The organism is Noviherbaspirillum suwonense (assembly GCF_900182955.1).
Classification (GTDB): Bacteria; Pseudomonadota; Gammaproteobacteria; order Burkholderiales; family Burkholderiaceae_D; genus Noviherbaspirillum_A; species Noviherbaspirillum_A suwonense.
The window spans coordinates 21,887-42,027 of record NZ_FXUL01000008.1; the positions used below are offsets into that span (position 1 = coordinate 21,887).

The 20,141-nt window shown below is 66.3% G+C and carries 19 protein-coding genes; 7 read left to right on the forward strand and 12 right to left on the reverse strand.

Translation table 11 applies throughout. The annotated features are described in order from the left end of the window. Positions 1 to 160: 160 nt before the first annotated feature. On the forward strand, positions 161 to 1,831 hold the full coding sequence (locus tag QOL82_RS12080; protein WP_283442523.1) for an L-lactate permease: 1,671 nt from the start codon (positions 161 to 163) through the stop codon (positions 1,829 to 1,831). A gap of 319 nt (positions 1,832 to 2,150) precedes the next feature. Here QOL82_RS12080 and QOL82_RS12085 read toward each other — a convergent pair whose 3' ends face one another. Continuing rightward, positions 2,151 to 4,706, reverse strand: a complete 2,556-nt coding sequence (locus tag QOL82_RS12085; RefSeq protein ID WP_283442524.1) for a serine/threonine-protein kinase — start codon at positions 4,704 to 4,706, stop codon at positions 2,151 to 2,153. Between the two features lie 201 nt (positions 4,707 to 4,907). Between QOL82_RS12085 and QOL82_RS12090 the strand changes: the two genes are divergently transcribed. Together QOL82_RS12090 and QOL82_RS12095 are read left to right on the forward strand one after the other, a co-directional pair. Then, positions 4,908 to 5,795 carry an apurinic/apyrimidinic endonuclease family protein gene (locus QOL82_RS12090; protein ID WP_283442525.1) on the forward strand — a complete coding sequence of 296 codons (888 nt, stop codon included), beginning with the start codon at positions 4,908 to 4,910 and terminating at the stop codon, positions 5,793 to 5,795. A gap of 81 nt (positions 5,796 to 5,876) precedes the next feature. After that, positions 5,877 to 6,293: a secondary thiamine-phosphate synthase enzyme YjbQ gene (locus QOL82_RS12095; RefSeq protein WP_283442526.1), complete on the forward strand. Its 417-nt coding sequence runs from the start codon at positions 5,877 to 5,879 to the stop codon at positions 6,291 to 6,293. 47 nt (positions 6,294 to 6,340) lie between these two features. Here the strand turns inward: QOL82_RS12095 and QOL82_RS12100 are convergent, their stop codons facing one another. Together QOL82_RS12100 and QOL82_RS12105 are read right to left on the reverse strand one after the other, a co-directional pair. Then, positions 6,341 to 6,949 (reverse strand): c-type cytochrome, encoded by a 609-nt coding sequence (locus tag QOL82_RS12100; RefSeq protein ID WP_430438475.1) that lies wholly within the window; start codon positions 6,947 to 6,949, stop codon positions 6,341 to 6,343. Between the two features lie 25 nt (positions 6,950 to 6,974). After that, a complete protein-coding gene (locus QOL82_RS12105; protein ID WP_430438476.1) occupies positions 6,975 to 8,663 on the reverse strand; it encodes a pyrroloquinoline quinone-dependent dehydrogenase in 1,689 nt (562 codons plus the stop codon). Positions 8,664 to 8,871: 208 nt separating this feature from the next. Here QOL82_RS12105 and QOL82_RS12110 point away from each other — a divergent pair, with 208 nt between their 5' ends. Then, a complete protein-coding gene (locus QOL82_RS12110) occupies positions 8,872 to 9,549 on the forward strand; it encodes an ankyrin repeat domain-containing protein (protein ID WP_283442528.1) in 678 nt (225 codons plus the stop codon). A 13-nt stretch (positions 9,550 to 9,562) separates the two neighbouring features. On the opposite strand, the gene QOL82_RS12115 is transcribed toward QOL82_RS12110, so the two are convergent. The 6 genes from QOL82_RS12115 to QOL82_RS12140 form a co-directional block, all read right to left on the reverse strand. After that, the gene (locus QOL82_RS12115; RefSeq protein WP_283442676.1) at positions 9,563 to 10,384 is read right to left on the reverse strand and encodes an alpha/beta hydrolase; all 822 of its coding nucleotides are present in this window, start codon (positions 10,382 to 10,384) and stop codon (positions 9,563 to 9,565) included. 32 nt (positions 10,385 to 10,416) lie between these two features. Further along, a complete protein-coding gene (locus tag QOL82_RS12120; RefSeq protein ID WP_283442529.1) occupies positions 10,417 to 11,133 on the reverse strand; it encodes an ABC transporter ATP-binding protein in 717 nt (238 codons plus the stop codon). Then, positions 11,123 to 11,863, reverse strand: coding sequence for an ABC transporter ATP-binding protein (locus tag QOL82_RS12125; RefSeq protein ID WP_283442530.1), 741 nt, complete (start codon positions 11,861 to 11,863; stop codon positions 11,123 to 11,125). Before QOL82_RS12125 ends, QOL82_RS12120 begins: the two co-directional genes overlap by 11 nt. Beyond that, positions 11,860 to 12,858, reverse strand: a complete 999-nt coding sequence (locus QOL82_RS12130) for a branched-chain amino acid ABC transporter permease (protein ID WP_283442531.1) — start codon at positions 12,856 to 12,858, stop codon at positions 11,860 to 11,862. Before QOL82_RS12130 ends, QOL82_RS12125 begins: the two co-directional genes overlap by 4 nt. Then, complete coding sequence (locus QOL82_RS12135) at positions 12,855 to 13,715, reverse strand: branched-chain amino acid ABC transporter permease (protein WP_283442532.1); 861 nt, start codon at positions 13,713 to 13,715, stop codon at positions 12,855 to 12,857. The genes QOL82_RS12130 and QOL82_RS12135 overlap by 4 nt, the downstream gene beginning before the upstream one ends. 69 nt (positions 13,716 to 13,784) lie before the next feature. Continuing rightward, a complete protein-coding gene (locus QOL82_RS12140; RefSeq protein WP_283442533.1) occupies positions 13,785 to 15,026 on the reverse strand; it encodes an ABC transporter substrate-binding protein in 1,242 nt (413 codons plus the stop codon). Between the two features lie 240 nt (positions 15,027 to 15,266). On the opposite strand from QOL82_RS12140, the gene QOL82_RS12145 reads away from it, so the two are divergent. After that, positions 15,267 to 15,953: a GntR family transcriptional regulator gene (locus tag QOL82_RS12145; protein WP_283442534.1), complete on the forward strand. Its 687-nt coding sequence runs from the start codon at positions 15,267 to 15,269 to the stop codon at positions 15,951 to 15,953. 45 nt (positions 15,954 to 15,998) lie between these two features. After that, a complete protein-coding gene (locus QOL82_RS12150; RefSeq protein WP_283442535.1) occupies positions 15,999 to 17,525 on the forward strand; it encodes an aldehyde dehydrogenase in 1,527 nt (508 codons plus the stop codon). Positions 17,526 to 17,705: 180 nt separating this feature from the next. Here the strand turns inward: QOL82_RS12150 and QOL82_RS12155 are convergent, their stop codons facing one another. Continuing rightward, positions 17,706 to 17,891 (reverse strand): hypothetical protein, encoded by a 186-nt coding sequence (locus QOL82_RS12155; protein WP_283442536.1) that lies wholly within the window; start codon positions 17,889 to 17,891, stop codon positions 17,706 to 17,708. Here QOL82_RS12155 and QOL82_RS12160 point away from each other — a divergent pair. Next, positions 17,878 to 18,681 (forward strand): alpha/beta fold hydrolase, encoded by an 804-nt coding sequence (locus QOL82_RS12160; RefSeq protein ID WP_283442537.1) that lies wholly within the window; start codon positions 17,878 to 17,880, stop codon positions 18,679 to 18,681. The genes QOL82_RS12155 and QOL82_RS12160 overlap by 14 nt on opposite strands. A gap of 209 nt (positions 18,682 to 18,890) precedes the next feature. Here the strand turns inward: QOL82_RS12160 and QOL82_RS12165 are convergent, their stop codons facing one another. Both QOL82_RS12165 and QOL82_RS12170 read right to left on the reverse strand, forming a co-directional pair. Next, positions 18,891 to 19,178 carry an antibiotic biosynthesis monooxygenase family protein gene (locus tag QOL82_RS12165; RefSeq protein ID WP_283442538.1) on the reverse strand — a complete coding sequence of 96 codons (288 nt, stop codon included), beginning with the start codon at positions 19,176 to 19,178 and terminating at the stop codon, positions 18,891 to 18,893. Positions 19,179 to 19,325: 147 nt separating this feature from the next. Continuing rightward, positions 19,326 to 20,120, reverse strand: coding sequence for an ornithine carbamoyltransferase (locus QOL82_RS12170; protein WP_283442539.1), 795 nt, complete (start codon positions 20,118 to 20,120; stop codon positions 19,326 to 19,328). Positions 20,121 to 20,141 lie beyond the last annotated feature (21 nt).

The following is a 20,141-nucleotide window of genomic DNA, read 5'->3' on the forward strand; positions in this document are numbered from 1 at the left end:
AAGAGGCTTTTCGCGGCGGAAGCAGGCCCGGCTGTGCCCGCGCCATCGGCGCGGCGCGGCGGTCCTGCTTTCCGGCATGCGCATGGCCCGGCCGCGGCGCGCGCCGCGGGCTTCTTCGAATGCCAGTCCTCAGTAAATGACGAATCCAGGAGACAACAACATGTGGCAGCAGGTGTACGACCCATTGGGAAGCTTCGCGCTTTCGACCCTAGCAGCCGGCATTCCGGTGGCGGTGCTGCTGGCCGCGCTGGCTTTCTTCCATATGAAGGCGCACCTCGCCGCGGGCCTGGCCCTGCTGGTGGGCATAGGCATCGCCTCGCTCGTCTTCGGCATGCCGGTGGAAATGGCCGGCAAGGCGGCGGGCTACGGTATCGCCGCCGGCCTGTTCCCGATCGGCTGGATCGTGCTGAACATTATTTTCCTGCACCGACTGACCACGCTCAACGGCTACTTCAAGGTGCTGCAGAACAGCATCAGCGGCATCACTGAAGACCGCCGGCTGCAGCTGCTGCTCGTCGCCTTCTGCTTCGGCGCATTCTTCGAGGGCGCCGCCGGCTTCGGCACGCCGGTCGCGGTCACCGGCGCCATCCTCATCGGCCTCGGCTTCTCGCCGCTGGCGGCATCCGGCCTGGCGCTGATCGCCAACACCGCGCCGGTCGCCTATGGCGCGCTGGGCGCGCCGGTCATTGCGCTGTCCGCGGTCACCGGCCTCGACCTGCTGAGCCTGTCGGCCATGATCGGCCGCCAGCTGCCGTTCTTTTCCCTGCTGGTGCCGTTCTGGCTGATCTGGGCCTTCGCCGGCTTCCGCGGCATGCGCGAGATCTGGCCGGCGATCCTGGTGGCCGGCGTCTCCTTCGCCGTGCCGCAGTTCCTGGTGTCGAACTACCATGGCCCGTGGCTGGTGGACGTGATCGCGTCCATCGTCTCGATGGGCTCGCTGACCCTGTTCCTGAAAGTCTGGAAGCCGAAGAAAATCTGGACCTCGACCGCGCTGGTCAACCGCCATGACACCTCGATGAACGACATCCCGCCGGGTGCGCTCGCCGCCGCCGGCAATGACACGGCCGGCATCAGCATGGTCCGCGCCTGGGCGCCTTGGGTCATCCTGTCGGTGTTCGTATTCATCTGGGGCATCCCGGTGTTCAAGAAGATGCTCGATGCGCTGTGGGCCTTCACCTACGCGGTGCCTGGCCTGGACAAGATGGTCGTGAAGATGCCGCCGGTCGTCGGCAAGCCGTCGCCCGAGGCCGCGGTGTTCAACTTCAACGTGCTGTCGATGGCCGGCACCGGCATCCTGGTCTCGGCCATCACGGCCGGCCTGATGATGGGCTACTCGATCCCGCGCATGATCAGGGAATATTGGGAGACCATCAAGCTGGTGCGCTATTCCCTGCTGACCATCTGCGCCATGTTCGGCGTCGGCTACCTGACCAAGTACTCGGGGCTGGACGCGACGCTGGGCCTGGCATTCGCGCACACCGGAGTGTTCTACCCGATGTTCGGCACGCTGCTGGGCTGGCTGGGCGTCGCGCTGACGGGTTCGGACACGGCGGCCAACGTTCTGTTCGGCAGCCTGCAGCGCACGACCGCCGAGCAGCTTGGCCTGCCGCCGGTGCTGATGGCGGCCGCCAACAGTTCGGGCGGCGTGATGGGCAAGATGATCGACGCCCAGTCCATCGTCGTGGCGTCCACCGCGACCAAGTGGTACGGGCACGAGGGCGACATCCTGCGCTACGTGTTCTTCCACTCGATCGCGCTGGCGGTGCTGGTCGGCCTGCTGATCACGCTGCAGGCCTACGTGTCGCCGTTCACGCACATGGTGGTCCGCTGATGCGGTGAGCCGGCGCGACGGCTTCTGGCCGTCGCGCCGGGCAATGCAATAAAGAGACGCCGCGTGTCCGATGACACGCGGCGTCTTTATTTGCGGCCTTGATTCCAACGCGGTTCATAAGGTGCGACGAACCCCTGTAGGGTCTAATAAGTGCAAGCGCATTACACACTACGAACCGCGAACCACGGTGACGAATCGGACCTATCGATCTCGTTCGGTACGGGATGAATCGGGACTGGCACGAATCGGCGTGCAAGCCGACGGCCAGGGCCCCGGCCGCAATGCGCGCCGGCAGCGCCGCCCTTTTAACCAGGCGGCGCTACCTTGCCGTGGCGCTCGCGCCGCGTTCCTCGTCGATGCCGCCGTTGGCCGTGCTGCCGCGCGGCGCGTCCACGGCGCCGTTGGGCGCATCGGACGCGAGCGACATCCTGCCGTTGGCGGTCTTCGCGTCGTCCCGGAACTCGCCTTCCCAGTAATTGCCGTTGGCCCAGGTATAGCGGCCCTGGCCTTCGCTCTTGCCCCGGCGCCATGAGCCGGTATAGACGTCGCCGTTGGCATAGCGGTTGGTCCCGGTGCCATTCGGCAGGCCGTCCTTCACCTCGCCCCGGTAGCGGTTGCCGTTGCCGAAGGTCAGCACGCCGCTGCCGTTCGGCTGCCCGTCCCGGACGTCGCCCTGGTAGCGGTTGCCGTTGGCGAAGACCAGGGTGCCGGTGCCGTTGGGCAGGCCGTTGCGCACGTCGCCGGTGTAGCGGTCGCCGTTCGGGAATCGGATGCTGCCCTTGCCGTTGGGCTGGTCCCTGGACCAGTCTCCCTGGTAGCGCTGCCCGTTGGACCAGCGGAATTCGCCCCTGCCTTCCTTCTGGCCGCGCACCATGGTGCCGTCGAACTGGTCGCCGTTGTCCCAGACGATGCGTCCGGTGCCGGAGATCAGGCCGGACACCGGGTCCGGCGAGAAATTCCCCGTCATCACCTGGTTGGCCAGCCGCAGCGTGCGCCGCTCCCGCGCCGGTACGCTTGCGCTCGGTGATTCCTGTTCGGCCTCGACATCCGCCGCAGCGTCCGCTGCCTGCGGCGCGGCGGCGGGCGCGGGCGTCGACTGGGGCCGGGCTGCCGCCACCCGTTCCTGGGCCGCCGGCGCGCTGGCCGGCGGCGTGGCCGCAGGCGTCGGCGCGGCCGCGGCGGGAAGGCCCGGCTGCCGCGTTGCGGGGACGCCAACGTCGGGGCGGCGGCTGGCGTCGACCACCGGCGGCTCGAACGCCGGGCGCGTCTCCGGCAGGGCCGGCCGCAGCCGCGCCAGGCTGCTGCGCGCCGCGGATGCATAGCGGCCGCTCGGGTATTTCCTCAGGAAGGATTCATAGGCCAGCGGCTTGTCGATCTTGCGCACCGCGTTCCACAGCGACTCTTCCTGCAGCGCCGGGTCGGCGATCGATTGCCCCTGGTTCGCGGCGGCGCGCAGGTTTTCCAGCGTCGCGCGCGCAAGGGGCGCATAGCGGCCATTCGGATACTCGGCCAGGTAGTTCTCGTAGGCGGAAGCGTTGTTCAGGCTCGATGCGACATTCCAGCGGCTTTCTTCCGCCGCGGAGGCCGGGCGTTCGGCGGTGCGGCCCGCGGTCGGCGCCGGCGCCGGGGATGGCGCCGGCGCTGCCGCCGGGGCCGGGGCCGGCGAAGGCATCTCCGCCGCCTTGCCGGCGGCCGCCACCGGCGGGGCCGCGGACTGGATGCCGGCCGCAGGCGGCTCGGCGCGGCGCACGCCCCAGAAACCTGCCGCCGCCACCAGCGCGAATACGGCCAGCCCGAGCGCCGCGGTCTTCATGCCCGGCCGGCGGCTGGTCCGCCACGGACTGACGCCGCCGCCATGGGCCGGGTGCGCATGGTGCGCATGGCCCGCCTGCGTTTCCGGCGCGCGCACGGTGGAAAAGTCGGCGTTGTCGGCCCAGTCGCCCTGCGCGGTCAGGCCCAGCGCCCGGCGCAGGTCGGCGATCGACTGCGTCCGCTGCTGCGGCATCACGGCCAGCGCCTGGTCCAGCCCGGCCAGGAAGGACTCGCTGTAGCGGGCGGCGCCGGCCTGCCGGGCTGGTGTCATCCGGTCGTCCGCCATCCGCGCCGTCGCCGGCGGCGGCGCCTTGCCGGTCATCAGGAAATAGCCGACCGCGCCGAGCGCATAGACGTCGGTCCACGGGCCGCGCTTGAGATTGGGGATGTCCTCGTAGTCCTCGACCGGCGCGAAGCCCGGCCGTAGCGCCGCCGCGGCGCCTTCGGCATGGCCGCGCACCACCCGCCGCGCCGCGCCGAAGTCGAGCAGCAGCGGGCGGCCGTCCGGCAGCAGCAGGATATTGCACGGCGATATGTCGGGGTGATAGCAGTGGACGCGATGCAGCGGCTCGACCGCGTCGCACAGCGCGGCCAGCACCTGCCGGACGCGCTTCTCGTTGGCGTCGAAACGTCCGCTGCCGACCGCATCCTCCAGCTTGACGCCGTCATAGAACGGCATCGAGATATAGGCGGTTCCATTGGCTTGCCAGAAGCGCAGGATACGAACGAGCGATGCGGCATTGAATCCGGCCAGCAGCCGGGCTTCGCTGAGGAAGCTGCGCAGGCCGAGGTCGAACAGCGCGCGGTCGGCCGGCGCGGGGACCGTGACCTGGCCGTTCGCGCCCCGCGTCGCGATGCTGGCGGGCAGGTATTCCTTCACGGCGACCTGCCGCGCCAGCGCATAGTCGTAGGCAAGATAAACGATGCTGAAGTCGCCGGCCCCGATCAGGCCGATGATTTCGCAGCCTTCGAGGCGGGTGTGTTCCGCCAGCGCGTGGCGGCCGGCGCGCTCGAGCGCGGACTTGTAGGAAGCGGGCGCTGCATGTGGATCGGTGTTGTTCATGGTGAAACGTCGCCGGGGATGGGGACGACAAGAAAGCAGGTCAGCAAACCAGCATACGCCATGCGTCGCCGTTACTGAACAGGCGTCGTCAGCAAATTTGTAAGCAGATTTTGATGGATTTCCTGCATTGCAACAGTGACGGGCGAACCATTGCGCCAACATTGCCGTCGAACAGTCTTCTACAGCGACCATTTGCCCGCCATGCCCTCACAGCTCGGACTCGTCTGCATCACCCATTCCCAGGAAGTGCGCTACCGCACGATCACCCGCACCCGCCTTTTGCAAAACGACGAGGCGCAGCAGCAGGCGCTGCTCGACGCGCTGTACCGCGACAACCTGGCGCGCCTGGACACCGCGCTGGCCTACTGCGCGGCCAGGAACATCGCGCTGTACCGGATGCCGTCCTCGCTCTTCCCGTTCTACGACACGCCGGTCGGGCGACAGGCGATGACGGCGCTGGCCGACCAGGTCGGGCAGACCGGCGCGCGCGCCACCGAGCTGAATATCCGGCTCGTCATGCACCCGGACCAGTTCGTCGTCCTCAATTCGGACTCGCAAACGGTGGTGGCCAACAGCATCGGCATCCTGCAGATGCATGCGGACATCATGGACCTGCTGCGCCAGCCGCGTTCGCCGTGGGCGCTGATCGAGATCCACGGCGGCAAGTCGGCGCGCAGCCAGCAGCTGGTCGAGGCGATCGCGCGGCTGCCGGACCCGATACGGCTGCGGCTGGGCCTGGAGAACGATGAATACGCCTACAGCGGCGACGAGATCCACGCGATCTGCATGGCGGCCGGCGTGCCGATGGTGTTCGACGCCCATCATCACATCGTCCACGAGGGCCTGCCGGACTACGAGCATCCGGACGTCGCGGCGATGCTGGCGAAGGCGCGCGCGACCTGGCCCGACCCGTCGCTGCAGCTGGTCCACATCTCCAACGGCCGCGCCGCCTTCAACGACCGCGGCCACGCCGACCTGATCGACGTGATGCCCTCGTCCTTCGAGCAGGCGCCGTGGATCGAGGTCGAAGCGAAATTCAAGGAAGACGCGATCGAGAAGCTGCGGCAGGCGTCGGCGGCGTATGCCTGACCGGCCGGCCAGGCGGGATGGCCGCGCGACGGCCGCCTGCCGCGCATGCCATCATCCACTTTCCCACCCAGGACAAAGCCCATGCCCCACCAGTCCGTACTGACGATTTCCACCACCGGGCGCGGCACGCGCGACATTACGTCCGCCATTGCCTGCGCTGTCGCCGGGTCGGGCGTGCAATGCGGCATCGCGCATGTCTTCGTCCAGCACACCAGCTGCTCGCTGACGATCACGGAAAACGCCGACCCGGACGTGCGGCGCGACCTGGAGACCATCGTCGGGCGGCTGGCGCCCGACGGCGATCCCGGCTACCGGCACGACCTGGAAGGGCCGGACGACATGGCCGCGCATGCGCGCAGCGTGCTGACCGACACCGCGCTGACGCTGCCGGTAGGCGGCGGGCGGCTGCTGCTGGGCACCTGGCAGGGCGTGTTCCTGTGGGAGCACCGCGCCGCGCCGCAGCGCCGCAGCGTGGTGGTCACGGTGCTCGGTTCCTGACCGGGCAACGGGCGCCGACGCCGGGCGTCGGATAGGGTGCTGCCATATCAGTAGAGGCTGGCGATGTAGTGCGCCAGGTTCGCGATGTCGTCATCGCTCAGGTTCTTCGACACGCTGGTCATGTTGCCGGCGTCGTTGGTGCGGTTGCGCTCCCGGAAATCCTTCAGCTGCTTGATCACGTAGTCGGGCTGCTGCCCGGCCAGGCGCGGGATCTCGTTCTGTCCCTTCAGCTCGCCGAGATGGCACATCGCGCACAATGTTTCGCTTGCCTTCGCCGCCCCGGCCTTCACCTTGGCCGGGTCGGGCTTGAACCCGTTCCCCGCCTGTTTCTGGGCGCTGAAATAGGCGGCCAGGTCCTGCATGTCTTCCTTCGACAGGGCGGCCGCCACCGGCGACATGGACGGGTCCTTGCGCCGCCCTTCCTTGAAGTCGCGCAGCTGCAGGTAGAGGTAGCGGGACGTCTGGCCGGCCAGCGTCGGGAATGCGCCGCCGCTGGAATTGCCGGCGGGGCCGTGGCAGGCGACGCAGGCTTCCGCCTTGCGCTTGCCGGCGTCGGCATCCGGGTCGGCGGCGGCGCAGAGAGCGGGCAGGAATAGCGACAGCATCAGCGCAAGCGGGATTTTCTTCATGGTATGGAAAGTGGATAGGCGCGGCATCCTTGCCGCGCCTGCTGTCTGCCGGCTACAGCGCGAAGACGAACACGCTGTTGCCGCGCTTGAAGTCGAGCTGGGTGTTGCCGCCCGCCGCCACCGCGATGTACTGCTTTCCCTTCACCGTGTACGACACCGCCGGCGCATTGACGCCCGCGCCGCACTGGTACTTCCACAGCATCTTGCCGTTCATCGCGTCATAGGCCTTGAACCAGCCGTTGCCTTCGCCGGCGAACACCAGGTTGCCGGCGGTGGCCAGCGCGCCGCCTATCATCGGCTGCTCGGTCTTGGCCTGCCAGGCGATCTTGCCGGTGTCGATGTTCACCGCGGTGACATTGCCGGCCTGCTCCTCGCCCGGGACGTTCTTGAACGCGCCGCCCAGCCACAGCTTGCCGCCGGGATAAGGCGAGGCCTCGACCTGGTAGGTCATCGGCTGGTGCAGGTTGACCGCGTACGCCAGCCGGGCCTTCGGATGCACCGCCATCGGCGACCATTCGACGCCGCCGTTCGCGCCGGGCAGCATGCGCACGCCATTTGCGGTCGGCAGCGTCCACATGTTTTCCTGCGGCACCATGGCTTCGGAAAAGCGGATCAGGCGGCCGTCCTTGCGGTCATGCACGTAGATATGGCCGGTCTTCCCGCCATGGATCACGCCCGGGATCATCCGGCCCTTTTCATCCTTCACGTCGACCAGGATCGGCGGGCTGACCGCGTCCAGGTCCCAGACGTCATGCGCGATGTATTGCGAATGCCACTTGTATTTGCCGGTGGTCGCGTCGATCGCGATCATCGAGTTCGTGTACAGGTTGTCGCCTGGCCGCTCGGCGCCGTACAGGTCGGGCGACGGATTGCCGGCGACGAAGAACAGCGTATTGGTCGCCCGGTCGAAGGCCGGCGCCATCCAGACGCCGCCGCCCAGCGTCTCGTAGAACTTGCTGTTCTTGGCCAGCGCCGCCTTTTCCGCGGCGATATCGCGGTGCATGTCGCGCCCGGTCGCATCCTTCTCGGCCCAGACGCCTTCATGGCCCTGCTCCGGTATCGTGTAGAAGGTCCACATTTCCTTGCCGGTCTCGGCATCGAAGGCTTTCACGAAGCCGCGGATGCCGTATTCGCCGCCATTGGTGCCGATCAGCACCTTGCCGTCCACGACCACCGGCGCCATCGTCTCGCTATAGCCTTTTTCCGGGTCGGCGATTTCCGTTTCCCACAGCTTCTTGCCGGTCTTCGCGTCCAGCGCGACCAGCTTGGCGTCCAGCGTGCCCATGTAGAGCTTGTCGCCGGCGATGGCGACGCCGCGGTTGTTCGGCCCGCAGCAGAAGGTCGTCACCGGCCCGGGCTTGTGCTTGTAGTGCCAGAATTCCTCGCCGGTGACCGCGTCGATCGCATAGACATGATTGAAGGAGGTGGTCAGGAACATCACGCCGTTGAGCACGATGGGCGCGGTTTCCATCGACTCCACCACGGCGGTCTGGAATACGAAGGCCGGCCTGAGCTTGCCGACGTTCTTGACGTTGATCTGCTGCGACGGGTAATACCGGGTCTGCGCGTAGTCGCCGTTGGAAATGAGCCAGTTGCTGCTGTCTTTCGAGGCCGCGTCCAGCATCTGCTGGCTCGCCGTTCCCAGCGTGGCCGGCATCGGCCGGGGCTTGATGCCGGCGCCGGCCTGGGTTTCCTGCCCGGCCGCAAGCTGCGACCAGAGCGCGCATCCGCCGGCAATCATCGTCAACGCGACCAGCTTGCTCCTGTTCATCGTCTCTCCTCCTCGTTGTGGCGCCTTTCAGCATTCATTCCGGCCCAGCGGATTCCGCTGCCCCGGCAGGCGAGCTTTAATAATGGGATGGCGGTAAAACGATGGTTTGGCGCATGTCATTACCGGTATCACTAGGAAAGCGATCCAATATCACTATCTTCATTACCCGGGTGGCTGCATGAAAAAACGACTGGCTGGCATGGTCCTGGCGCTCGCGTCCATCGTTGCCGCCGGCGCGGCGCAGGCCGGCGCGGACGCGGAAACGGACGTGAGCGAACTCAACCGGCAGGCGCTGATCGCCGTGCGCGGCGGCAACCTGCCGAAATTACGGGACTTGCTGGAGCACGGCGCGTCGGTCGACACCCGCAACCGTTTCGGCGACAGCCTGCTGATGACGGCCATCAAGTCCGGCTCGCCGGACGCGGTGAACGCGCTGATGGCGCGCCGGCCCGACGTCAACCTGGCCAACACCAGCCAGGTGACGCCGCTGATGGCCGCCGCCTTTACCGGCAATGTCGATGCGGCGAGGATGCTGCTGGAACGGCGCGCCGACCCGGCCGCGGCCGACCGGCTGCACAAGACCGCGATGGTGTACGCGGCCGCCACCGGCCATGCCGCCATCGTCGCGCTGCTGCTCGATGCCGGCGTCGATGTCAACGCCCGCTATGAAAACGACCTGACGGCGCTGATGTGGGCCGCGGGCGGCGGCCACGCGGACACGGTGCGCCTGCTGCTGGCGCGCGGCGCCGACGGCGCGCTGGCCGACAACCGCGGCAAGACCGCGCTGCAGATCGCGACGGACAACCGGCATGCCGAGGCAGACGAACTGCTGCGGACGGGCGGCGCGATGAAATGAAGGCCCGCCGGGCTTATTGATTTGTGCGGCGCTCGCCGCCCTGCCCGTCCAGCCATCCGCCGAGCAGCGCCATGAATTTTTCCGGCTGCTCCATCAGGAAGAAATGGCTGGCCTGGCTGAAGATCTCGGTCCGCACGTTGGGCAAGCCCTCCGACAGCATCGCGGTCGCGGCGAGCGAGCAGATCGGGTCGCTGTCGCCGGCCATCACCAGCGCCGGCTGCGTGATGGCCGGCAGGTCCGGCAGCGTGTCATGCGACTGGCAGGCCGCGTTCTGCCGGATGTAGCAGGCCGGCAGCCGGGTCTCGCCGCCGATCAGCTGCTCGATCTTCGCGACCCGCTCCGGGTAGCGGTTGAAGAAGCCGGCCGACACGAAGTTCTGCACCGAGTGCCGCGCATGGTCGGCCCAGGACATCCGCCATTCGAGCGCCTCGCGCATGTTCGACAGCACCCGCCGGCCCAGCGGGTCGAGCCGGGCGAACGATGCGCACAGCGCCAGCGACAGCACGCGCTCCGGCGCCTTCAGCGCCACGTGCTGCGCGACCGCGCCGCCCATCGAGCGGCCGACCACGTGCGCGCGTTCGACGCCGAGGCAGTCCATCAGCCGCAGCGTATCGTCGGCCAAATCGGCGGTGCTGACCGGCTCGTCGACCTGCGTGCTGGCGCCGGCGCCGCGGTTGTCGAAGGCGATCACGCGGTAGTTGGCGCGCAGCGCCTCCACCTGCGCCAGCCAGGCGCTGTGGTCGCCGGCGAGGCCGTGGATCAGCACCACCGGCGTGCCCTGGCCGACGTCGAGATAGCGCAGCGTGTAGCGGCCGATGTCGGCGTCCTTCAGCATGATGTCCAAGCGGATCTCCTCGTTATTGTTGCTCAGCTCACGCCGAGGTGCGACTGCAGCTGCGCCTGCTGCGCCTGGAAGTCGTCGCTGCTGCCGGAAAACACCACGCGCCCGGTATTGAGCAGCACCACGTCGTCCGCCACCTTCATCGCCAGGCCGAGGTTCTGCTCGACCAGCACGATGGCGATTTCCGACTTCAGCCGCTCCAGCACATTGCCCAGCTCGCGCACGATCTGCGGCGCCAGGCCTTCCGACGGTTCGTCCAGCAGCAGCACCCGCGGATTGGTCATCAGCGCGCGGCCGATGGCCAGCATCTGCTGTTCGCCGCCGGACAGGCTGGCGGCAAGCTGGTCGCGCCGCTCGTGCAGCCGCGGGAAGATCTGGTTGACGTCCTCGCGCGACCAGACGCGGCGTCCGGCCGGCGTCTGCCGCCGCGCGGCGACGTCCAGGTTCTCGCGCACGGTCAGGCTGCCGAACACGCGCCGGCCCTGCGGCACCAGGCCGATGCCGGCGCGGCTGATCTGCTCCGGGCTGCATTTTTCCAGCGCCGCGCCGTCCAGCATCACGCTGCCCGAGCGCGGCGGCAGGAAACCGACGATGGCATTGATGCAGGTCGACTTGCCGGCGCCGTTGCGGCCCAGCAGCGTCAGCAGCCGGCCCGGCTTCAGGCTGATCGACACGTCGTGCAGCACGTGGCTGTCGGCGTAATAGGCGTTGATCCTGCGCACCGCCAGCAGTTCAGTGTCCAAGGTAGATCTCCTTCGTGCGCGGGTCGTCCACCACCTGCTGGCGGGTGCCGGCGGTGATGACCTCGCCGTAATGCAGCAGCGTCACGCTGTCGGCGAAGGCCAGCGCCACTTCCATGTCATGCTCGATCATCACGATCGTCACGCTGCGCGGTATCGACTGCAGCAGGCCGAGGATGGTGTCGCGCTCCTCCGACGACAGCCCGGCCAGCGGCTCGTCGAGCAGCAGCACGTCCGGCGCCTGCGCCAGCGCCATCGCGATCTCCAGCCGGCGCTTCTCGCCGTAGGAAGTCTGCTCCAGCGGCAGTTCGCCCTTGCGCTCCAGCCCGACCGACGCCAGCACTTCCTGCGCCCGCCGCTTCAGCGCCTTTTCCGCGGTGAACACGCCGAAGTGCTTCCAGCGCAGCCGCGACTTCGCCAGCAGCGCCAGCATCACGTTGTGCAGCAGCGTGTCGCGGTTGAACAGCGTCAGGATCTGGTAGGTCCGCGCCAGGCCCTGCTGCGCCCGCTGGTGCGTGGTCAGGCCGGTGACGTTTTGGCCCAGCAGGGAAATGCTGCCGGCGTCGGCGCGGAGGTCGCCGGCGATCAGGTTGAACAGCGTGGTCTTGCCGGCGCCGTTCGGCCCGATCAGCAGGTGCCGCTCGCCGCGCGCGACCGACAGGTCGACGCCGCGCGTGACCTTGAGCCCGCCGAACGCCTTGGTCAGGCCGGAAACTTCGAGAACGGCGCTCATCGGGCCTCCTTCAGCGGACGTGCCGGCTGGTTGATGGCGGCGGCAGGCTGGCCGGGCGCGGAAGGCTTCCGGCGCATGCGCTGCACCGCGCGCCTGAAGCCGGGCACCAGGCCGCCCGGGACGAACATGACGATGAAGATGAAGACGAAGCCCAGCAGCATGATCCAGCGGTCGATATAGGCGCTGGCGACATTCTTCAGCAGCACCACCAGCGCCGCGCCGACGACCGGCCCGACCAGCGTGCCGGGGCCGCCGGCAATCACCATCAACAGCATCTCCGCCGAGTTCGCCAGCGACAGGCTGTGCGGGCTGATGAACTGGTGATAGTAGACATACATCAGGCCGGCGACGGCGCCGAGGAAACCGCTGACGATGAAGGTGATCCAGCGGATCAGCCAGACGTTGTAGCCCAGCGCGCTCATCCGGCGCGGCTGGTCCCGGGTGCCGCAGATGCTGGCGCCGAACGGCGAGCGCACCCACAGCGCGACCAGTCCCCAGACCAGCAGGAACACCGCCAGCGTGAAATAGTAGAACGTGCTCGCGTTGCCGAGGTCCAGCCCGAACGGCGCGGGCCGCGTGAGGCCGGACAGGCCGTTGTCGCCGCCGGTCACGCTGGCCCAGCGGTAGGCGATGCCCCACAGGATCTGGCCGAAGGCGAGCGTGATCATCAGGAAGCTGAGGCCGGTGGCGCGCAGCGCGACCAAGCCGAACAGCGCGGCCATGACCGTGGTCAGCGCCAGCGCCGCGATGCCGGAACTGAAATGGTCCCACTGCATGTTCAGCGCCAGCCAGCCCGACAGGTAGCCGGCCAGGCCGAGATAGCCGGCATGCCCAAGGGAAGTCAGGCCGGCGTAGCCGACCAGCAGGTTCAGGCTCAGCGCGAACAGCGCGGCGATCAGCACCTGGCTGGCGACGTTGATGAAATAGTCGCCGCCGGCGATGGCGGGCATGCAGGCCAGCACGGCCACGAAAAGTGCGAGGGCGATGCGTTTCATGCCGAGATCCTTCCGAACAGGCCGCGCGGCCGGATGGCGAGAATGACCACCATGGGCAGGAACAGGATGATGTAGGCCAGGTCGGGGAACAGCACCTGGCCGAAGGTATAGATCAGGCCGATCACGAAGCTGCCGATGAAGGCGCCGAGCAGGCTGCCGAGCCCGCCCAGGATGACCACCACCAGCGCCAGCGGCAGCATGTCGGCATCCATGCCCGGATAGACCGACAGGATGGGCGCCGCCAGCACGCCGCCGACGCCGGCGAGCGCCGCGCCCAGGCAGAACACGATGGTGAACAGCTTCGACGACGGAATGCCGATGCCGCGCGCCATCTGCATGTCGTCGACGCTGGCGCGGATCATCATGCCCAGCCGGGTCTTGTCGAGCAGCAGCCAGAGGCCGATGCCGATGACGATGGAGATCACCAGCATCGACAGCCGGTAGAGCGGGAACACGAGGCCGAACATGCGCACCGAGCCCGACAGGAAATCCGGGCCGGACACGGGCCGCGGGTCGCCGCCCCAGAACCACAGGCTGAAGTCGGCGATGACGAACGCCACGCCCAGCGTCGCCAGCACCTGCGACAGCGGGTTGCCGGCCAGCCGCCGCAGGATGAAGCGCTCGACGATGCCGCCCAGCAGCGCCACCGACACGCCGGCCGCCAGCATGGCGGTGAAAAAGCCGTGGCCGTTGGTGATGACCGACAGGCCGACATAGGCGCCGAGCATGAAGTAGGCGCCGTGCGACAGGTTGGCGATGCGCATCAGGCCGAAGATCAGCGAGAAGCCGGCCGCGAGCGTGAACAGCACGCCGCCGAGGGCGAGGCTGTTAAGCGTCTGGATAAGCCAGAAGGACATGGAATCTACCCTGGTAGGAAAATGCGGCGGCGCGCCGCCGCCCGGCTTCGGACGGCGGCGCGCCGGGAATCACTTCTCGATATTCCTGGCGACCGGGTAATCGCGCGAATACACCGGGTTGGCCAGGAAGTCCTTCTTCTCGTACGTCCAGAACTGGCTGACCGCCGGATAGGTCTTCACCACCGTGTTGACCAGCTTGCCGTTCTTGCGCTCGACCTTGCGGATGTAGACGTCCATCACCGGGTTGCCCAGCGCGTCGAGCTTGAACTCGCCGCGCGGGTCGTTCGGCACCTGCACGTTGCGCAGCGCGGCCATGAAGGCATTGCGGTCCTCGATCTTGCCGTTCACCGTCTTCAGCGCCTGCTCCATCATCAGCGCCGCGCCATAGGCGCCGACCGTGTAGTAGCCGGGATCGTCCTTGGTTTCCTTGTTGATCGCCTGCACGAAGCGCTTGTTGTTCGGGTTGTCGAGCGCGGCGGTGTACCAGCCGTTGGAGACCACGCCGAGCGCCTCGTCGCCCATCGACTTCAGGATGCCCTCGTCCACCGTGGTCATCGCGCCCATCAGCGGGATCTTGCCCTTCAGGCCATATTCGTTGTACTGCTTGGTGAACTTGATGCCGTTGCCGCCGGCGAACACCGCGTAGACCGCATCCACGTCGGGGCGGATCTGGCCGATGTAGCTGCCGTAGTCGGCAACGTTCAGCGGCGACCACAGCTTCTGCACCACCTTGCCGCCGTTCTCCTCGAACGTGCGCTGGAAGCCGGCCGCGATCTCGTGGCCGAAGGCGAAATCGTCGGCCACGATGGCGACCCGCTTGTACTTCAGTTCCTTGGCCGCGTATTCGCCCATTGCATGGCTGGGCTGGGCCGAGGTGCCGACCGCGCGCACGAACCACGGGTTGGGCTTGCGCTGCGTGAGGTCCTCGGCCGCGGCCGACGGCGAGATCACCGGCACCTGCGCGCGGCGGATGTAGTCGTCGATGGCCAGCGCCTCGAACGCGGCGAGCGGCCCGATGATGACGTCGACCTTGTCCTTTTCCACCAGTTCCTGCGCCCGGGTCTTGGTGATGGCGGGCTGGCCGGCGGTGTCGGCCACCACCAGCTCGACCTTGCGGCCGGCCACCATGTTGTTGCGCTCCTTCAGGAACAGCCGCAGCCCCTCCTCCATCTGCTTGCCGCCGGCGGCGAGCGCGCCGGACTTGACGGTGAGGAATCCCAGCCTGATCGGCCCGCCGGTTTCGGCATGGGCCGCCAGCGAGAACGAGACGGCAAGCGCGAGTGCGCCGAGCGACAGCAGTTTCTTGGTCATTTCCATGTCTCCTTGATATCCCACGTGAGGGTTTGTTTTTTGTTCATGATATATCAGACTGAGAAAATAAATCAAAATAAACTTCGAAAGAATTCGGGAGAGGCAGCCAGTTCCGCTGGGAAAACCCCGTTGTCTACTAGGAGACGTTCGAGAAAATTCTCCCGGAAATGCGTATCACGCACGGCCATCTGATGTATTATTCGTTCCATTAATGATCTTCGTGATATATCAGGAATAGGTATGAGCAATGTAGAAGTCGCGGTTCCCGTCGCTGCCGGGCGGCTGTTGCGGGAAACGGTGTATGAACAGATACGGGCGGACATCCTGAGCCTGCGCCTGGCGCCCGGCGCCGAGATGCGCGAGGCGGAACTGGCCGCGCGTTTCGAAGTGAGCAAGTCGCCGGTGCGCGACGCGCTGATGCGGCTGGAGCGCGAGAACCTGGTCATCACGCTGCCGCGCCAGGGCTATCGGGTCGCGCCGGTGTCGCTGTCCGACGTGCAGGACATGTTCCACCTGCGCATTGCGCTGGAGCGCGCCTGCATGGAGCGCATCGTGCGCCAGGCCAGCGACGAGCAGCTGGCGTCGCTGGAGCCGTTCCGCCGCTTCGAGCGCGACGACTGGAGCGCCGGCTTCATCGAGTACAACCGCGCCTTCCACCGCAAGCTGGCGGAAATCGCCGGCAACCCGCGGATGCGCGACCAGTTGAACAACCTGATCGACCAGATGGAGCGCGCGGTGCTGATGAGCGTGAACCGGGCCACGCAGGGCAGCGGCAACACCAGCGGCCTGGTCGAGGAACACAGCAGGATGATCGATTCGCTGCAGCAGCGGCAGGCCAAGCGCGCCGAGCGGCAGGCCGAGCAGCATATCGCCGCCGCCGGCAAGCGGGTCACCGAAGCCATTTCAAGAAGCATCATCGCCGCCTAGCGCAAGCCGGCCGCGGCATCCAACTTCACTATAAAAGGAGACACCATGTCAGAGGTCAATAACAAAACCGACGTCCGCCTGCGCGGGCTGTTCATCGATGGCCGTGAAGTGCCGGCCAGCCGGCCCGATGTGCTGGACGTGCTCAATCCGGCCACCGGCGAACTGCTGGCGCAGATCGGCCACGCCAGCGACGAGGACGTCGACCGCGCGGTGAAGAGCGCCGCGGCGGCGTTCGAGAGCCCGGAATGGTCGGGCATTTCCAACCGCACCCGCGCCCGGCTGGTCAACAAGCTGGCCGACGTGTTCGAGGCTAACCTCGAGGAGATCTACCATCTGGAGACCCTGAACAACGGCCGCTCGCTCAACGAGACCCGGGCCCAGGTGTCGCGGCTGCCGGACTTCCTACGCTACAACGCCGGCCTGGCGATTGCCCGCCGCGACGACGTGATCCCGGTCGACGGCAACTACCTGAACTACACGATACGCACGCCGGTCGGCGTGGTCGGCAATTCGACGCCGTTCAACCATCCGCTGATGATCATGATCAAGAGCCTGGGGCCGACGCTGGCGTCCGGCTGCACCACGGTCGTCAAGCCGTCCGAATACACGCCGCTGACCACGCTGCGCCTGGCCCAGCTGTTTGTCGAAGCCGGCCTGCCGCCGGGCGTGTTCAACGTGATCACCGGCCTCGGCCCGACCACCGGCCGCGCGCTGGCCGAGCATCCGGGCCTGGCCAAATGGGTGCTGACCGGCGGCACCGAGGCCGGCCGCATCACCGGCGCGCTGGCCGGCAACAACTTCGCGCACCAGACCCTGGAACTGGGCGGCAAGACGCCGGTGCTGGTGTTCGACGATTTCGACGTCGACCAGGCAGTCAACTATGCGGCCTTCGGCGGCTTCATCGGCGCCGGTCAGACCTGCATCTGCGGCAGCCGCCAGATCGTCCAGGAAAAGGTCTATGACGAATTCGTCGAGAAGCTCGCGGCCAAGGCCAAGTCCATCCGCATCGGCAACCCGATCGACCCGTCCGTGCAGCTCGGGCCGGTGGTGTCGGCGCGCCAGCAGCAGCGGGTGCTGAACTACATCCGCATCGGCCTGGAGGAAGACGGCGCGCGCCTGGTCGCGGGCGGCCGCGTGCCGGCCGACCCGGCGCTGAAGAACGGCTTCTTCGTCGAGCCGACCGTGTTCGCCGATGTCGGCCCCGACATGCGCATCTTCCAGGAAGAAGTGTTCGGCCCCTTCGTGTCGGTGACGAAGTTCGGCACCGAGGCGGAAGGCATCGCGCTGGCCAACAACTCGCCGTTCGGCCTGGCCGGCGCGATCCGCACCAACAACATCGTCCGCGCCCACCGCGTCGCGGCCAAGCTGAAATGCGGCATCGTCTGGATCAACGACCATCACCGGCTGGACCCTGCGTCGCCCTGGGGCGGCGTCAAGGATTCGGGCATCGGCCGCGAATGCGGCACCGAGTCCTTCGACCAGCATTTCGAGACCAAGAGCGTGATGGTGCGCCTGGATGACACGCCGTTCGACTGGTACAAGGACACCGCCAGCCAGCCGCGTCTGAACTGACCCGCCCGCTGCGACGATGACTCAATCCATGCCAAGTCATCGCGCAACGAACGACGCCGATGGTTCCGATCTCGTGGAGTGTAATAAGCGCAGCGCATTACACCACTCGCCAATCCGCCACCATCGCCTGTCTGCAGCGTACGGTGTAATGCGCTTGCGCCTATTACACCGTACGGATTTTCATGGCGCCGTATGCACGGAATGGGTACCGGCCAGGGCAATCGGCACGCCGCCGCCGATGGTCGCGGCCATGCCTTCCCGCGCGTCAAGCCGGGCAAACGCAGCCTGTAAGCAATCGAACAACAACCGATCAACAATGTCGCATTGAGAAAGGCCTGAAATGAGCGCTGTGATGAATGCCTCCACCCCCCAATTTACCGAGATGCGCCTGCAGGCGGATGGCGGCGTCGTGGCCGCCCGAAGCGGCGGCGAAGGCGCGCCGATGGTGCTGTTCCATTCGCTGCTGGCCGACGACACGAGCTTCGACCGGGTCGCGCCCGCGCTGGCCCGGACGCACAAGCTCTTCATCCTGAACCTGCCCGGCTTCGGCGCATCCGACCGGGTCGACGGCGGGCTGGAAGCGGTGGCCGACCGCGTCGCCGCGGCGATCAGGGCAATGGATCTGGAACAGCCGCCTGTCTTCCTGGGCAATGGCTACGGCGGCTTCGTCGCGCTGATGACGGCGATCCGCCATCCCGGCCTGGCGTCGAAGCTGGTGCTGGCCGACTGCGGCGCCGCCTTTTCCGAGCCGGGCCGGGCCGCTTTCCGCGGCATGTCGGCGGGCGCGAAGGAAAAGGGGCTGGCCGGCATATCCGATTTGGCAATGCGCCGCCTGTTCGCGCCGTCCTACCAGGCCGCGCACCCCGAGCTGATCGAGGAACGGCGCGCACGCTTCGTCGCCGTCGATCCCCAGACCTTCCACGCCGCCTGCGCCGCATTGTCGACGCTCGACGTGCGGGATCAACTGGCAAAGGTGGCCGTGCCGGCGCTGGTGCTGGTCGGCGAGCATGACGAGGCGACGCCGCCCGCCATGTCGACCGAGCTCGCGGCCGGCCTGCCCGACGCTAAGCTGGTCGTCCTCCCCGGCTGCGCGCATGTGCCGCAGCTGCAGGAACCGGAACAGTTCCTGGAGGCGATCAGGGAGTTCGTCGGCTGACTGTGAGTTGGCCCGCTCCGTCGGGATTCCTGCATGAAGGAAGGACCGCGCTGTGGCGGCGGTTTCTTTCCTTCATTTTTGTATGAAGGCGGGTTAATCAGCCGGCACGCTCACGCCAGGAATTAAGGCTCCGGCTTCGCTGGCGGAATCGTCCGGCGTCATCTGCTGGTTCTTCGGCTTGGACCAGAACGAAAATCCAAATAAAACATTCAGACGACTTCGTAGTGCTCGACTGTTGGAAACGGATCGTAAAAGTGATGAAGAAGTTTCTTCCACTCCTGGTATTCTTCAGAGCCTCGGAAGCCGAGCGTGTGATCCTCCAGCGTCTGCCAATTCACGAGCAATATATATCGATTCCTTTTTTCCAGGCATCGCTGAAGCTGGTGCGAGACATAACCGTTCATCGACGAAATGATTGCCGATGCTTGTTCGAAGGCAGCCTCGAAAGACGCCTCCCGACCAGTCCGCACATCGAGTACTGCGACCTCAAGAATCATCGAATTTCCCCAATTGATCGAATGTGACATCTTGCCATCGAAAGCCGTTTCCCAAAATTGCCGGGGCGCTTTCCAAAGCCGGAAATGTATGTCGTGTTCAAACAAGGCTGCAAATAATCGCCGTCCGTTGGAAGATTCCAGACCCGGCTAGCTTCCCAATGCATATTGCACGATTGCCCTTTGCACAGGCAAAAGAAGGTTCTTCTGCTGGTATCCGACAAAGTTTGGATAGGAAAGCGGGTCGAAAGAAAGTTCTCGGCCAATTAAGAAAGGCGGCGTTGGTAAAAGCCTGGGATAGCCCATGTGGGCGAGAGCGTCCTCGGTCAATGGGCGGGATGGAGCGTCTCCCGCAGCGGGACCGTTATCGGTGATAACGATATCTATCGCAGTCGGCAATGCTTCCGTGAATCGGACGTTCCGCTTTTTCTGGTGAAATTGCCGATCACGGACGTGGACGACGCAAAAATCGAGCACGTCCGCGAGTTCGTGCCAGGAATGAAATACATTCGTTGGCGGTCCCCAGAGACATACTTTCGCACTTGCAATCGGACGCAGCTTCGTTTCGACATAGTAGGCATCTGTCAGCACCTCGCAAGGATGCCCTCGACTCGACATCGCGTTGATGACCGGTCGCCTCGTCGAGGCCGCAAATTCTGTCAGGCGCTCATGGTCCGACTCGCGGATGACATAGAGATCATAGAAGTCGTCAAGATATCCGGCGAGGTCAGCAGTCCGCTCGTTTGTTTTCAAAAGGTTCGGCAACTCCGTGAATGCCAGGCCGAGATCACGGAATGCCTGGATAAACGTCGTACGCGTGCGGATGCCATGACCCTGGAAAGACCACGCGACCGTGCCGGTCATAGTCTTTGGCTGAGTCTTTGCAATATTCCAGATTTCGCACACATCTGCGCTGCCAAGATCTGTGATTTGGAGAAGGTGCATTTGAAGCGAAAAAACAATAAT